14 protein-coding genes are annotated in these 13,615 nt (G+C 44.6%); 8 read left to right on the forward strand and 6 right to left on the reverse strand.

The window, feature by feature from the left end:
* Positions 1-13 precede the first annotated feature (13 nt).
* The 7 genes from ACJJIP_RS08770 to ACJJIP_RS08800 all read left to right on the forward strand — a co-directional run bounded on the left by ACJJIP_RS08770 (position 14) and on the right by ACJJIP_RS08800 (position 6,227).
* The gene (locus tag ACJJIP_RS08770; protein ID WP_444946683.1) at positions 14-607 is read left to right on the forward strand and encodes a L,D-transpeptidase family protein; all 594 of its coding nucleotides are present in this window, start codon (positions 14-16) and stop codon (positions 605-607) included.
* 486 nt (positions 608-1,093) lie between these two features.
* Positions 1,094-1,279, forward strand: coding sequence for a hypothetical protein (locus ACJJIP_RS08775; protein ID WP_444946684.1), 186 nt, complete (start codon positions 1,094-1,096; stop codon positions 1,277-1,279).
* On the forward strand, positions 1,280-1,444 hold the full coding sequence (locus tag ACJJIP_RS08780) for a GNAT family N-acetyltransferase (RefSeq protein WP_083922707.1): 165 nt from the start codon (positions 1,280-1,282) through the stop codon (positions 1,442-1,444). It abuts the gene before it with no gap.
* A gap of 461 nt (positions 1,445-1,905) precedes the next feature.
* Positions 1,906-2,283, forward strand: a complete 378-nt coding sequence (locus tag ACJJIP_RS08785) for a BlaI/MecI/CopY family transcriptional regulator (protein WP_020412993.1) — start codon at positions 1,906-1,908, stop codon at positions 2,281-2,283.
* 21 nt (positions 2,284-2,304) lie between these two features.
* On the forward strand, positions 2,305-3,801 hold the full coding sequence (locus ACJJIP_RS08790; RefSeq protein ID WP_444946685.1) for a peptidoglycan DD-metalloendopeptidase family protein: 1,497 nt from the start codon (positions 2,305-2,307) through the stop codon (positions 3,799-3,801).
* 18 nt (positions 3,802-3,819) lie between these two features.
* Positions 3,820-5,172: a M23 family metallopeptidase gene (locus ACJJIP_RS08795; RefSeq protein ID WP_444946686.1), complete on the forward strand. Its 1,353-nt coding sequence runs from the start codon at positions 3,820-3,822 to the stop codon at positions 5,170-5,172.
* A gap of 182 nt (positions 5,173-5,354) precedes the next feature.
* Positions 5,355-6,227: an alpha/beta hydrolase gene (locus ACJJIP_RS08800; protein WP_444946687.1), complete on the forward strand. Its 873-nt coding sequence runs from the start codon at positions 5,355-5,357 to the stop codon at positions 6,225-6,227.
* Positions 6,228-6,361: 134 nt separating this feature from the next.
* On the opposite strand, the gene ACJJIP_RS08805 is transcribed toward ACJJIP_RS08800, so the two are convergent.
* The 3 genes from ACJJIP_RS08805 to ACJJIP_RS08815 form a co-directional block, all read right to left on the reverse strand.
* Entirely contained in the window at positions 6,362-6,631 is a 270-nt protein-coding gene (locus ACJJIP_RS08805; protein ID WP_444946688.1) for a DUF1330 domain-containing protein, read from the reverse strand.
* Between the two features lie 183 nt (positions 6,632-6,814).
* Positions 6,815-7,456: a hypothetical protein gene (locus ACJJIP_RS08810; protein WP_020412988.1), complete on the reverse strand. Its 642-nt coding sequence runs from the start codon at positions 7,454-7,456 to the stop codon at positions 6,815-6,817.
* Positions 7,457-7,743: 287 nt separating this feature from the next.
* Positions 7,744-8,127: a hypothetical protein gene (locus tag ACJJIP_RS08815; protein ID WP_282953349.1), complete on the reverse strand. Its 384-nt coding sequence runs from the start codon at positions 8,125-8,127 to the stop codon at positions 7,744-7,746.
* A 709-nt stretch (positions 8,128-8,836) separates the two neighbouring features.
* Between ACJJIP_RS08815 and ACJJIP_RS08820 the strand changes: the two genes are divergently transcribed.
* Complete coding sequence (locus tag ACJJIP_RS08820; protein WP_444901516.1) at positions 8,837-10,798, forward strand: GMC family oxidoreductase; 1,962 nt, start codon at positions 8,837-8,839, stop codon at positions 10,796-10,798.
* 60 nt (positions 10,799-10,858) lie between these two features.
* On the opposite strand, the gene asnS is transcribed toward ACJJIP_RS08820, so the two are convergent.
* From asnS to ACJJIP_RS08835, 3 genes are all read right to left on the reverse strand, one after another.
* A complete protein-coding gene (gene asnS, locus ACJJIP_RS08825) occupies positions 10,859-12,265 on the reverse strand; it encodes an asparagine--tRNA ligase (RefSeq protein ID WP_020412985.1) in 1,407 nt (468 codons plus the stop codon).
* 156 nt (positions 12,266-12,421) lie between these two features.
* The gene (locus tag ACJJIP_RS08830; protein ID WP_444946689.1) at positions 12,422-12,895 is read right to left on the reverse strand and encodes a L,D-transpeptidase family protein; all 474 of its coding nucleotides are present in this window, start codon (positions 12,893-12,895) and stop codon (positions 12,422-12,424) included.
* Between the two features lie 417 nt (positions 12,896-13,312).
* Entirely contained in the window at positions 13,313-13,609 is a 297-nt protein-coding gene (locus ACJJIP_RS08835) for a hypothetical protein (protein ID WP_020412983.1), read from the reverse strand.
* Positions 13,610-13,615 lie beyond the last annotated feature (6 nt).

The following is a 13,615-nucleotide window of genomic DNA, read 5'->3' on the forward strand; positions in this document are numbered from 1 at the left end:
AAAGAGTAGGCTCATGAGTGAGCTGACTGCACAAAACTTGGAGTATGGCGCCCCGATTTTCATCAGGATTTTCAAAGGGTCAAGCACTTTGGAGCTTTGGATGGAGTCTAATGATGGAAAGTTCAAGCTATTCAAAGAGTATGAGATATGTGCCTACTCCGGAGATTTGGGGCCAAAAGAACAGGAGGGGGATCTACAAAGCCCTGAAGGGTTTTACTTTGTTAACGCAGGTCGCTTAAATCCTTGGAGTCAATTTCACCTGTCATTCAACCTGGGCTACCCGAATAAATATGACCGTTTGCAGGGTAGGACAGGCAGCGCTTTAATGGTTCATGGTGATTGCGTTTCTATTGGTTGTTATGCCATGACAGATACTAATATTAATGAAATATATACATTGGCAACAGAAGCTCTCAAAGGGGGGCAGCCGTTCTTCAGGGTGCATGCTTTTCCGTTCAAATTGACAGATGAAAATTTAGATAAGTATCGGGATCATAGGTGGTATGAATTTTGGAGAAATTTGCAAGGTGGTTATAAGTACTTCCTGGTTCATGGCAGGCCACCAAATGTTGAGGTGGAGAAAGGTAAATATGTTTTTGGGGTATAATTTGGGTTTGTGGATTCAAGTAAGATGCAAACTCAAGCACTCACTAAACAAGCTATAGGCCTTTTACTTCCAAAGTAGTGGGTATAGACGGATATTCGTTACTGGGAAGGTGGAGTGCAAGCTGTTGTTGCAGAGAGGAAGTTAAATAGAGCTATAGCAGTGCTTTCCTTGTTAAAAAAACTGCATTAGATCCCTCTTCCTTTGTAAGGCGTGTTTCAGCTGAATTCCTATCAGGGGCTTTGATAAGTTAGGACAAGTGGGACGGAGATTAGCTGAGCATTTTGCTAGTGATAAGTTAGATTCCGTATCTGAGAGGGGCAAATTTGCACTTGGGCAATTGGATCAGGTGCGCTCTGATGATGACTCTTGATAAACGTAGGGCTCGGCGGGAACAGTCTGGAGCAATTAAACACGCTGGCGCGTGATAGATGATTAAGCTTAGAGGTTTGAGCGAAGCGGACGAAGCAATGCTAGTCCAATACTTGAATGTCAATAACGGTTAAATATCTATCATCCAAAATACCTCAACCCTATATACTTAAAGATACTGAATGGTGGGTACGTACCGGAAGTAAAGAAATTGGGGTTGTAAAAGTTATTGAGTTTGAAGGAATTTTTTGCGGGGTAATTATTGCTAATAGTCAAGCTGATGAGCATGTTCACTCTGCATAAATGGGGTGCTGGATTGCTCGTGATTTCTGGGGAAAGGGAATTGGATCTACAGCCCTTGATAAATTTATTAATTATATCTTTTCAAAGGGACCCATCGTTGGGCTGTTTGCTTCAGTAGCACCTGAAAATAGAGCGTCGATAAGAGTTTTGGAAAAATCTGGTTAGGAATTAGAAGGCGTTTTTAAAAAGGCTATCTTTAAATATGGGAAGTACACAGATGAATTCCGATATGCAAAAATAAAATTCTAACGGCAGGTTTAAACCATGGTTACCCTAGGGGCGGTAGGTATCCCGATTCCTCTCCATTGGGGTTAGTTCTAAAAACCGTGAAGCGGAGTTAATCAGATTGTTTTGTATCGCCTTTATGAATGCTTATGCATAGCTGCTCTTTTTAGCCTGTTACTTCTCTTTTGCACTACTCCTTTTAGTCGCTGGGTCAGCGCCTCTAAATATTTTATGCGTAGTAACTTTTATTAAGAGTCCTCACTATTGCCTGCCTTTGGTTAAAAGTTAATCAAAGGCAGGCAGACATTTGTCATAACTTGAGATTTGACGCAGTGCGACACTTGTCGCATACTTACCTTCTGTGTAGCGAAAATACACCAAGTGTCGCGAGAATAAAATAAATGAAAGAAATTAAACCTTCCCCCACTGAGTTGGCTCTGCTGAAAGCGCTCTGGAAGCAAAGTCCCCTTAGTGCAAGAGAAATACATGAAAAGGTGAAATCTGAACTCCAATGGTCCTATTCATCCACCCGAAAAACGCTGGACAGAATGCGTGATAAATCACTTGTGATTCAGTCTGAGGTGCATGGTATTCAGGTCTATAAGGCGGCTCTCGATAAGGTTGAAACACTAGCTCACTATGCTACTGACTTTGCAACGCGGGTTCTTGAGCTGGATGGCCCTCTTCCTATAGCCATGTTTGCTAACAGTAAGCTAGTGGATGAAAAGGAACTGGAAGAACTGCAAGAAATGTTGAATAGCTGGCCAGATGCAGATTGAAGGCAAGAGGCGTGAAGTAATATGTTGGAATTAATATCCTCTTTGTCACCCTTTGCCTTCAATCTTCTGGTTGTATCTATATTTTCTTTTCTTTGGGCATGCCTCATATATATCGTTGTAAGGGGAATATCCTCTCTGGTTAGCACCAGGATTAAGATTGTTTACTACTGGCGTAGCTTCTGGATATGTACTTTATGCGTGATTAGCTTGCCATTCTTCCTTTCGCAATTGTTGGATATCTCACCAACAGGGTTGGTACCGGAAGTCAGTTATGAAGTCGCTCCACTCGATGTAAATCTTGGCCATCGTCTGGGAGCAAGCCCTTTATTGGAGGATGGAGCGCGAAAGTTAAGTGATATCGATATTTTGGCCAGCGGCTGGTTGATTTTTTATATTAGTGGAACATTACTGAGCCTATCATTGATGTTTCGAAGGCATTATCGGCTGCTTAGAGGCTTAGAGATAACGGCTAAAACAGTGATTAAGAAAAAAGTCATTGGTAGCCTATTAACTAGCGCGCAATATGAATACTTGTCTAAGAACAATGTACGAGTGATTGTTACAGAGGCTAAGTGCTCTCCATTTGTTTTCGGTCTTTTCAAGTTGAATCTCGTTTTGCCTAGTTACTTATTATCGATGGATGCAGGACAAAAGCAGCTAGTAATGGAGCATGAGCTAACACATATAAGAAGACATGACCCGATGTTGATTATGGCTGCTCATATATTGGGCTGTTTTTTATGGTTTATTCCATTTTTGAAGTGGTTTAAAGAACAATTGTCGTGGGCTATTGAGCTAAGTTGCGATCGAGAGGTTTTGAGGACCGCTGGTATGGGTTTAGGCAAAGTATACGCTCAAGCAATGCTTCGCACACTACAGGAGTGTTCGGGGCCAGATAATCGCAATGGTGTTGTGGCTTTCTCAATGTTTGATAAGACCAGCCAGTTATCCTTGATTAAAAAGAGAATGTTAAATATTAGAGATGCTGCTCAAGAGAGTGCTTCATCTAACAAGTTTAAAATGGGAGTTTTAAGGGTATCACTTATATTCTTTACAGTGTTTTTTACAGTTGTGGGGGCTATGGCAAAACCAAGCTTGTCGATAGTTAATCCTGAAGTAGAGAATTGGATAGTGCCAATTCAAAATGCTCGTATCAGTAGCCTATTTGGCGATTTAAATAAAGTTAGAAATAATTCACATCGAGGCACTGATTTTGCCGCGCCGCTCGGTACAGCGATAGTAGCTCCTGCTGGAGGAGTTGTTATCGTTTCAACTGATCACTATAGGCACAAAAATTATGGAAAGATTATTATCATTGATCATGGGCAAAACATCCAAACACTTTACTCACATTTAGATACTAGGGAAGTAAAGGTAGGACAAAGTATAAAAATGGGGCAGAAGATTGGAACAGTTGGTATTACTGGAAAAGTAACAGGCCCTCATCTTCACTTTGAGCTGATAAAACAAGGTGAGAGAGTAAATCCTGAATACTTACTGAAGTTGTGGTTTGGTTGATTTATGGCCGGGGTTCTAATGAGTAATGTCACATCCGGTGGGTTTTTTAGCTCCTGTAGTAAAACGATTCTTAAGTGTATCTCTATTTTGTTGGTGGTGATATCCCCGTTAACGGTGATGGAAGCAAAGGGTTTATCTCAGCATGAAGGTTTTTTTAAGATCAATAATGATATCTTGACAATTTTTTTCTCTTCAAAGCCCAGTCAAATGCCTTTGAGGCTAGGAAACGGGCCAATAGTAGGTGTAAATCAAGAGGGTTCTTCTGCCTTAGAGAGCATGGTTGTCAGGGTAAAAGAGGTATCTCTTTCAAAAAATCAAGGAGTGCTTTCGTTACTGGCTGAAAACTCAATAGGGAAAGAAGAATCTTTAATGATTGTAAAGCTCTTATCAGAGTACCTCGATATCAATGCAGTAGCGGTTGGGAAGAAGTTTCTATTGGCCTTCGATGAAGAGTCACGGTTTCAAAGCCTTAGTGTAAATTTAGCATTTGCTGAGAGTTTGGAAATAAAGAAAGATGGCCAAGAATTGATTTCTGTAAAACAACAAAATCCAACGACCTTACAAAATTACTATGTCGAGGGAGAGATCAGCGGTAGTTTATATAATACAGGACTAAACTTTGGTCTAAATAATGCGGTACTGGTTAAATTGAATGAAATATTGAGCTATGAAGTAGACTTTCAGCGCGAGATTAGATCTGGAGATAGCTTCTCTGTTTTTTATAGTACTCGTCGGGATGAGTTAAAGGGTGACGAAGTTTTTCAATCGATACATTTTGCAGAAGTGTCATTGTCGAATGACGTGATATCTCTTTATCGCTATCAGGATGGCGATTCAGGAGTGGTTGATTATTTCCACCCTGATGGGAAAAGTTCAAGAAGTTTCCTAATGAAAACCCCTCTAGAGAATGCTCAGTTATCCTCATATTTTGGTAGACGTAAGCATCCGGTACTGGGTTTTACCAGGATGCATAAAGGACTAGATTTTGGAGCGCCTCTAGGCACTCCTATACTGGCTGCAGGTGATGGTATTATTGAGAGGGCTTCATATTTTGGTAGTTTTGGTAACTATATTCGAATTGGTCATCAATCGGGAGTCCAAACCATTTATTCACACCTAAGAGGTTATGCCAAAGGTATAAAGGCAGGTGTGAGAGTAGAGCAGGGGCAGGTTATAGGCTATCTGGGCGCTACAGGTAGGGTTCAAGGGCGGCATTTGCATTACGAAATACATAAAAATGGAAGGCCAGTTGATCCTCTCAGATTAGATCTCCCAGCTTCTAATAATTTATCGGGGAGGGCTTTGGATCGTTTTTTTGAATATGTTAAAGCGGTAGATAAAGATTTGGATGTCCACAGAGCTGTAAAGTAATAACGGGTTGTAGCTCTTTGTAATATCCAGCTCCATGAGTTTAATGTGATTTCATCCCCAATGTCCTTATAGATTTCTTATCTATGAAATTTCAGTGCTAATAGGGATTCAATATTGTGGGCAGAATACAATCTTCCAGGAATATAGTTTTCGACTATTTAGGATATATAGAGGGGTGGGGTTTGCGTAGGTTCACTTTTTTGTTAACAATATTATTATCTTTTGATTTTGCCGTGGCAGAAGAACTTGTTGTTGAGACTTCTGGGGAATTTAATATAAAAGGCTCTGAAATTTTTACAGTTTATTCAAAGATTCTGGGGCGAAAATATGATTTATATATCAAAACCCCCGCAGGATATAATGATAAGGCTGCGGAGAAATTAAAGTATCCGGTTCTATATCTTAATGATGGGCCTTATGCCTTTAAAGTTGCTGCAGGTGTTACACACCTAAAAAGTATGAATAAGGCTATTTTGGTTGGTATCTCTTTTGCCCATGGAGAGAATGGGCAGTTTAGTCGAGTGCGTGACCTTACTCCTGTACTTGATGAGAGCTGGAAGCGCTATAGGACTGGAGGTGCTCCGGAGTACCTGAGATTTATCGAAGAAGAAGTGATACCGTTTGTTGAGGTAAATTATCGTGCAAATCCTGCGAAGAGAATTTTGGCTGGCCAATCTTTAGGCGGATCATTTGGCGTCTGGGTGCTGTTGAGCAAGCCGGAATTGTTTTCCAGCTATGTCCTGACGAGTCCGTCACTTTGGTATAAGAATGAAATGATTTTTGATGTTGAGGAAGAGTATTCAAAGAAGTATAAATCGTTAAATGCCAATGTTTACTTGGCTACCGGAGCTCTGGAAACCAAAGAAGATGGCCGAATGAGTAATGACATGGTGGATGGTCATAAGAGGTTTGTCGAGATTTTACGATTGCGAAAGTATACAGGCATATCTATCAACGATGAGATAGTAAGTGGAGCTGATCATTACTCGACCTTTCCCATTGGTTTGGCAAAAGGCCTCAGGTGGATTTATCAGGACCAATGGAACCTGCCTTAGCAGTTAAAAAGTATAACCTGAAGTGAGTCAATGAAGTTATGATTTGCTCTGATATGCGTTGAGTTACTTGTCTGTTTCTTGATCTAGTTGATTGTTCCTTGAGTGGTGATTTATCGTGCTTGAAGGTAATGTAACTACAGTTTTTCAGTAAACCAAACTCTAGGCGCGCCAATGACCCCGGCCTTTTTTCTTGCCTTGTGGAGTTCACTGCTATTGACGAAAGCTTCGGCTTTTTCTTTTGAGGGGAACTCATGAATCACAGTAATATTATTGAGGTTACCTATCTCCTGATATATCGAGGTCTTGGTGGCCCCCATTTGATTCAGTATCGGTTTAAAATCTGTAAGTATTTCCTGCCATCTATTAAAATCTTCTACCTCGGCATGCATAAATAGATAGATCATTTTATGTCTCTCAGTTGGATTTTTAAGTCCGTGCTGTCAATCGATTTAACTATAGCATTGAATAACTTGGTTATGAGGTGAGGTGCTATGAACCCGGCAAGTAGAGAATAAGAGTTCATCTATTTCATTGCCGGGTTACGAAAGCTAGGTTGCCTGATGTGAAATTTTTCTTACGGGAGAAGACTAGTTCATCACACCAAGTTTGCAGCCCTTGTTTTTAATCTTTACCCATTTGCTCATAAAGTTGACTGGCGATGTGTAGGCTTCATAGATAACCGCTTGACCCCAGGGCGTCACAGCTCCTTGCATGGGCTTAGAATAGGAGAAGGATCCCATTACCCATGCGCTCTTTGTTACACAGTCCCCTTTGGTTGGGAAGCTGGATGTTAGGGTAGGGTTATGATTGTACACGAGATTGGTGGCATTCAAGAGTTGTTGGGCTCTGGTTACTACGGTGGCTACTTCGGTGTCACTTGCCGGGTGGACATAGACAGTTATGTCATTTGCTGAGCTTGGGTAGAACATCACATCATTCACTGTGCCATGAGTTTCACCGGAAGCTGAATTTTGCGCCCAAGTTTGCCAACTGCTGTCACAGACTTCGTCCCAGCTTTGAAGTCCATTCGCATTCACTACAAATGGAGAAACGTGTCCGCCACCCATGGTCTTTTTTATATTGCTAAGTGAAGTTAGTGTTTTTCCCGCTTGTATCATTACACCGACACAGCGCATATTGGCTGGGGTTACATCAAGCGCGGCGCTTAGATCAGCCAGCAGGTCATTACAGCTGGTCGCAACGGTGCGGCTCCGTACAAGGTTAGGCATTGCTTGCTCTCCTTTCTTGCATATGGGGGGGTGAAATTTAAGGTGGTTTTTTAATAGGTTTTCTCTTTAGCGATTTATTGAAGTTAGCTTTGAGTTATATTGGTCGCTTACATATTGATCTCTATAAGGTCTGCCTAATGATCATTGCTCGGAGCTAAGAGTAATTCCCCAGAATTGAAATAGGGAGCTATTCTATCGGAGCACCCTTGTGAGGGTTTTATTTTTTGCTGTAATCAATATCTATGTTCTGCTTTGGCTAGATGTGGGTGCTCTTAGCGTGTGCAAATTCATATTTGTACGGCTCTATCAGCTCTCTTAAATATCGTTATTGCTCTGAGAGACATTTCTTTTAATAGTGCGATAAACTGCCTCTCGGCCATATTTTTTTCTGGAGAAATATAAAACTCTCCCGGAGATTGCTCGACAATTTTTAGGCCTTCTGGAAGAGTTGTCCCGGCGGGAAATCGGCAAATCCAGCCATCTTGGATTAACTGATTGATCCTTTCTTGGTTAAAAATCCTCACTCCTTTGCCATTTGCAATAATGATTTTCCTGTCGTTCAGCAAGGTTGTGTCAAGGTTGGCTGTCAAGAGCTCAGAAGTTTTCTCGCTTTTGTGGAGACCATATTTAGGTAGGGAATCTGAGGCTATATAAATTTCGCTGAGGGGCATTTTGATCTCCCTGAAAAATAGCTCGGTCAATAGGCTTTTATGTTGTTGGTAATCTAATGTTTAAGGGTCAATTCCCGGTTTCTACCTGGCTTCAAAATGGAAGATATTTTTTTGTTTTTATTTAACTTCTTTTGGTGAATCATAACTGTGCCAAGTTCTTTGGTGCAACAAGTACAACTGTATAACAGTAATATTTTAGATAATTTGAGGAAGGGCGGGTGTAAATTTCACACCTTGTATCAATTCGTCGCTTTTTGTAACTGGCTGGCACTTTTTGTTGAGGGTTAATCAAAAATTATCTATATAAATATTTTTTAATAAGCAGTGAGTGCTCGTGGTGAGGGCGTGGCTGGAGTAAGTACTTAATAAGAACCTAGGTAGGCTTATTGAGTGCACAAATCACTCCTTCATTTTTTCCTGTTGTGGTTTTATAACCGATCGTTTTCAGGATGGTTGGAGCTGGCGGGCCGACGGTTCATTGTGATTGGCTGGTTTATGTAATTGAAAAATGGGGAGAGTGAATTATTTTTTCTGCTGTTTTTTTGAGATGTCTGTTGAAAAGCGAGAAGTTTCTTGTTGCTAAAGAAGCCGGGAGCATTAAGTTTGAGACGTTTTAGTTGTAAATTCCAGTGGCTGTTTAAGGTTGTGCTGTTTACATCCTCTCATAGCGCGCAATGCGATCCTCAAACTATTAGGGTGAACAATCAGTATGGATAGTAAAAAAACACCGGATAAAAAAAATGAAATAGAAAGCGTTAGTCGGAGAACTTTCGCCAAGCGAGCTTTACAAGTCGGTTTGGCAACAGGAGCTGTAGCTACAGGTGTTAGCTCGGCACTGTCTGATACGTCAAATCAGTTCTATGATGAATATGACTATGTGATAGTGGGGTCCGGTGCGGGGGGTGGCCCACTGGCTGCAAACTTAGCGAGAGCCGGCTTCAGGGTTCTGGTGCTGGAAGCGGGTGCCAATGATCCTAGTGATAACACACATAATATCCCTGCCTGGCATCCCTTCGCATCAGAGGACCGTAAGCTCAGCTGGGATTTTTTCGTTAAGCACTATGCAGATCTAAGCCAGCAAAAACTGGATAGTAAATATATACCTGGCAAAGGTATTCTGTATCCCAGAGCAGCCACTATAGGTGGATGTACTACCCACCATGCGCTGATCACCGTCTATCCCCACAATAATGACTTTGATCGTATTGCAGAGAGTACCGGGGACAGCTCTTGGGAAAGCTGGAATATGCGGCGATATTTCCAGCGTATAGAGCGCTGCGAGTATGTGTCCCGTCCGGTTTTCTCTAACCCTTCACGGCATGGGTTTGATGGTTGGTTACCTACCAATCGGGGTAATCCGGCTTTGTTACTGGAAGACCCCGCAATACTGAAAATTTTTAAGGCGGCCTTGGCCAAATATGGCTTGGAAGGAGCTATCGACCAGATAGTTACGGGCAGCTTGAACCTTGATATCAATCATTGGGATGTGGCCAGCGGTTTAGAGGGGCCGTTTATTGCACCCATGGCGGCTGATAGTAAGAGTCGGCGCAGCGGTGTACGTGAGCATTTGCTGGATACACAGGCGATTTATCCCAACTTATTGCACATACGCACTAATGCCCTGGCTACACGGGTGCTGTTTGAAGGCAAAACTGCGGTGGGTGTAGAGTTTCTTGATGGGGCAAGCTTGTATAAAGCAGACCCTTATTACAATGAAAGCGGCTCCGCTGGTACTTTGCGGCAAGTGCGTGCCACTCGCGAGGTAATACTGTCGGGAGGGGCCTTCAACAGCCCTCAGTTACTGAAGCTCTCCGGTGTTGGTCCTGCGAGTGAGCTGCGAGATTACGGGATTGAGCCGGTTGTTGATTTACCCGGGGTAGGTGAGAACCTTCAGGATCGTTATGAGGTGGGTGTGGTCAGTGAGATGACAGAAGACCTGGCTCTGCTGAAAGACTGCACTTGGGGGGAGGAGGGTGATCCCTGCTTGAACCGATATCGCTATGGCTGGTTGAATAAGGGCCCCTATAGTGGCAATGGCCCAGTGCTATCCCTGGTGAAACGTTCAAAACCTGATTTGGAAGATCCAGATCTGTTTATCTTTGGAGTACCTTCAGATTTCCATGGTTATTTCCCCGGTTACTCAGAGGCGCTAAGGAATTACAAGGACCGTTTCTCCTGGATTGTGTTGAAAGGGCATACAAACAATACGGCTGGGCGGGTGACGTTGCGCTCTGCTGATCCACGAGATACACCGGATATCAATTTCCACTATTTCGGTGAGGGTAATGATGCTTCGGGTGATGATCTTGCGGCTGTTATCGAGGGGGTGAAGATCTCCAGAGATATAATGTCTGGTCCCGTTGTTGGCAAGAAGGTATCAAGAGAATTATTACCTGGGGCTGACATCCAATCAGATCAACAGATTGGTGACTTCGTTAAAAACCAATCCTGGGGGCATCACGCCTCCTGCTCAAACAAAATGGGGCCTGCCAGTGATCCCATGGCGGTGGTTGATAGCAAGTTCCGAGTTCACGGTACCAATAATCTGAGGGTTGTGGATGCTTCTGTGTTCCCTCGGATCCCCGGATTCTTTATCGTAGTGCCGGTCTATATGATCAGCGAGAAGGCCAGCGATGACATTATCGCAACGGCTACGGGGCAAATTGCCTGAGGTATCCCGTTTAAATAAAAGCAGGAAAAGAAAAAGCCCCGCGTGCGGGGCTTTATTGCATCAGAACGAGATGTTCTTTGGCGTGCGCGGGAAGGGGATCACATCGCGGATATTACCCATCCCGGTAACATAGGATACGATGCGGTCAAAGCCCAGGCCAAAGCCGGCGTGGGGCACAGTGCCGTAGCGGCGCAGATCGCGGTACCAGTCCAGGTGCTCCTTGGGAACTTCCATTTCATCCATGCGTTCATCGAGTTTCTCCAGGCGCTCTTCCCGTTGGGCACCGCCGATTATCTCGCCGATTCCCGGTGCCAGTACGTCCATGGCGGCAACGGTCTTACCGTCGTCATTCATGCGCATGTAGAAGGCTTTGATATCCTTCGGGTAGTTCATCACGATAACCGGCTTCTTGAAGTGTTTCTCGGCCAGGTAGCGCTCGTGTTCGGAAGCCAGGTCGATACCCCAGGATACAGGGAATTCAAACTTCTCCTTGCACTTCTCCAGGATTTCGATTGCTTCGGAGTAGTTGATGCGGGCAAAGTCATTATCAACGATGTTCTCCAGGCGGCTGATAGCCTCTTTGTCGATACGCTGGGCGAAAAAGGCCATGTCATCGGCACGCTCTTCCAGTACCGCTTTGAAAACGTACTTCAGCATTTGCTCGGAGAGATCGGCTACATCTGCCAGATCCGCAAAGGCGACTTCTGGCTCAACCATCCAGAACTCCGCCAGGTGGCGAGTGGTGTTGGAGTTTTCTGCGCGGAAAGTAGGGCCAAAGGTGTATACCTTGGACATGGCCAGACAGTAGCTTTCCACGTTTAACTGGCCGGATACGGTGAGGAAGCTCTCCTCGCCGAAGAAATCCTTGCTGTAATCCACAGCGCCCTTATCAGTGCGCGGTAGGTTTTCCATATCCAGGGTACTGACCCGGAACATTTCCCCGGCGCCTTCACAGTCAGAAGCGGTGAGGATTGGAGTATGCACGTAGAGGAAGCCGTTCTCGTGATAGAAACGATGAATAGCCTGGGCGATACAGTTACGTACGCGGGCTACGGCACCGCTAACGTTGGTGCGTGGGCGCAGGTGGGCGTGCTCCCGCAGGTGCTCCATGGTGTGGCGCTTTGGCGACATAGGGTAGGTATCCGGGTCTTCAACCCAGCCTACAACTCGAACTTCTGTGGCCAGCAGCTCGATGGATTGTCCCTTACCCTCAGAAGGTTTGATGGTACCGAGGATATCCACTGCACAGCCGGTAGTCAGGCGCTGCACTTCTGACTGATAATTGTGCAGGTGATTCTCAGCGACTACCTGGATCGGGTCAAAGCAGCTGCCATCATGCACGGCCAGGAAGGATAGGCCGGCCTTGGAGTCGCGGCGGGTTCTGATCCAGCCCTGCACGCGAACTTGTTCTCCTTCGCGGCCGCTGGACTTCAATAGGCTATCTACGGATTCGACTTTTACTGTCATTTTCTATCGGTTTCTCGCTGGTCCTAAAAGGTGGAATATCGCCAACTTGCCTAAAAGTTGTACAATCCACCAAGCTGAAGTTACGGCGGGCATATTGACCTGTTGCCGAGGGGAAATCCAGTCCCTTGACCATTTGGGTGCCCAGAGGGCAGGGGGTTACCAGGAAATCTCTATGGGTGTTCCGGTTGGTACCAGGGCCATAAACTCATCCTTTTCATCGTTGCTGAGAGCGATACAGCCATCCGTCCAGTTAATCCGTTGGGCGAGTGCCGCAAGCCAGCCCAGACCATTACGCTGGCCATGCACCATGATAAAGCCTCTTGGAGAAACGCCTCGTTGCAGGGCCTGGGCCTTGTCTTGAGCGTTGGGGCAGGAGATATGCATAGCGCGGTAGTAGGAAGAGTCCTCTTTTTTATGATTCAGTATGTAACGTCCTTCAGGCGTTTTCTCATCTCCCTCTTCTGACTTGTGCCCCTTAGGGGATGCACCAAAGGCGACCCGGTAGGTATTTACTACCCCCAGTCCATCCATAAGTAACATCTTGTTTTCCGACTTAATAACTCGAACCAGAGTGACTTCGGCTCTGGCAAAGCTAGTTAAAAGCAGGAGTAAAATTGCAATAGGTTTCATTCCTGGGCTCTCTGGTTATTTAATGTTTGCAGAAATAAAGAGGAAAGGAGTGGTAAGTAGGTCGTTTGACCATGAGTGGTCTGCGGGGGCTTTCTGGGAGATTTATATTTTTTGCTGACCGATGTCCCTGGAGAAATTGCATGGGCCAGAAATCTAGTGGAGAGGGGAATGCGAGCAAAGCCGTTGATATTGGCTGCCAGTTTTTTCAGTTGAGATGCCAGTGTTGGGCAGTGTCGATGTTCTTAAGTAAACCAACCAGCTGACTGATATTGAAGCTAGTAGTCGCTGGCCTCTCCCGGTTTTCAGGTCTGTAGTTAACTGTGTTTTTGAGTTGGGTTAATTTTGAGGGAGCCTGCTTGAGGTTCGTTGGGAGCCAGGCAGGGAATCCTGCCCGGTGTAGCTTATGGGAGCTTTAGCTTAGCCTCGGGGCTTAACTACCGTATGTAAAACGGTATCCTGCTCAAAAAAAACGTAAAAATCGGTGTATTCCCAGCGTGTGATAGCTGGCTCACCGATAGGGCCCTTGATGCTCAGGGGCTCACCCAGTCTTGTGGTTACGTCATTTTTCTTCATTCCGCGAACTTCCTCGAAGGAGGATTCGCCACCCTGAGTGCCCACTGGCATCTCGATGGGCTTTGCCTGGGCGCCGAATGCAAAAAGCAGTGCGACGGTACCAGCAATATGGGCGACCCCGTTGCGATTTCTGCTGAACATTTATTG

This window comes from Microbulbifer variabilis (assembly GCF_052467165.1).

Coding starts and splice junctions, on each gene's coding strand:
- ACJJIP_RS08770 (WP_444946683.1), top strand. CDS start 14: ATGAGTGAGCTGACTGCACAAAACTTGGAGTATGGCGCCCCGATTTTC.
- ACJJIP_RS08775 (WP_444946684.1), top strand. CDS start 1,094: ATGTCAATAACGGTTAAATATCTATCATCCAAAATACCTCAACCCTAT.
- ACJJIP_RS08780 (WP_083922707.1), top strand. CDS start 1,280: ATGGGGTGCTGGATTGCTCGTGATTTCTGGGGAAAGGGAATTGGATCT.
- ACJJIP_RS08785 (WP_020412993.1), top strand. CDS start 1,906: ATGAAAGAAATTAAACCTTCCCCCACTGAGTTGGCTCTGCTGAAAGCG.
- ACJJIP_RS08790 (WP_444946685.1), top strand. CDS start 2,305: ATGTTGGAATTAATATCCTCTTTGTCACCCTTTGCCTTCAATCTTCTG.
- ACJJIP_RS08795 (WP_444946686.1), top strand. CDS start 3,820: ATGAGTAATGTCACATCCGGTGGGTTTTTTAGCTCCTGTAGTAAAACG.
- ACJJIP_RS08805 (WP_444946688.1), bottom strand. CDS start 6,631: ATGATCTATCTATTTATGCATGCCGAGGTAGAAGATTTTAATAGATGG.
- ACJJIP_RS08810 (WP_020412988.1), bottom strand. CDS start 7,456: ATGCCTAACCTTGTACGGAGCCGCACCGTTGCGACCAGCTGTAATGAC.
- ACJJIP_RS08815 (WP_282953349.1), bottom strand. CDS start 8,127: ATGCCCCTCAGCGAAATTTATATAGCCTCAGATTCCCTACCTAAATAT.
- ACJJIP_RS08820 (WP_444901516.1), top strand. CDS start 8,837: ATGGATAGTAAAAAAACACCGGATAAAAAAAATGAAATAGAAAGCGTT.
- asnS (WP_020412985.1), bottom strand. CDS start 12,265: ATGACAGTAAAAGTCGAATCCGTAGATAGCCTATTGAAGTCCAGCGGC.
- ACJJIP_RS08830 (WP_444946689.1), bottom strand. CDS start 12,895: ATGAAACCTATTGCAATTTTACTCCTGCTTTTAACTAGCTTTGCCAGA.
- ACJJIP_RS08835 (WP_020412983.1), bottom strand. CDS start 13,609: ATGTTCAGCAGAAATCGCAACGGGGTCGCCCATATTGCTGGTACCGTC.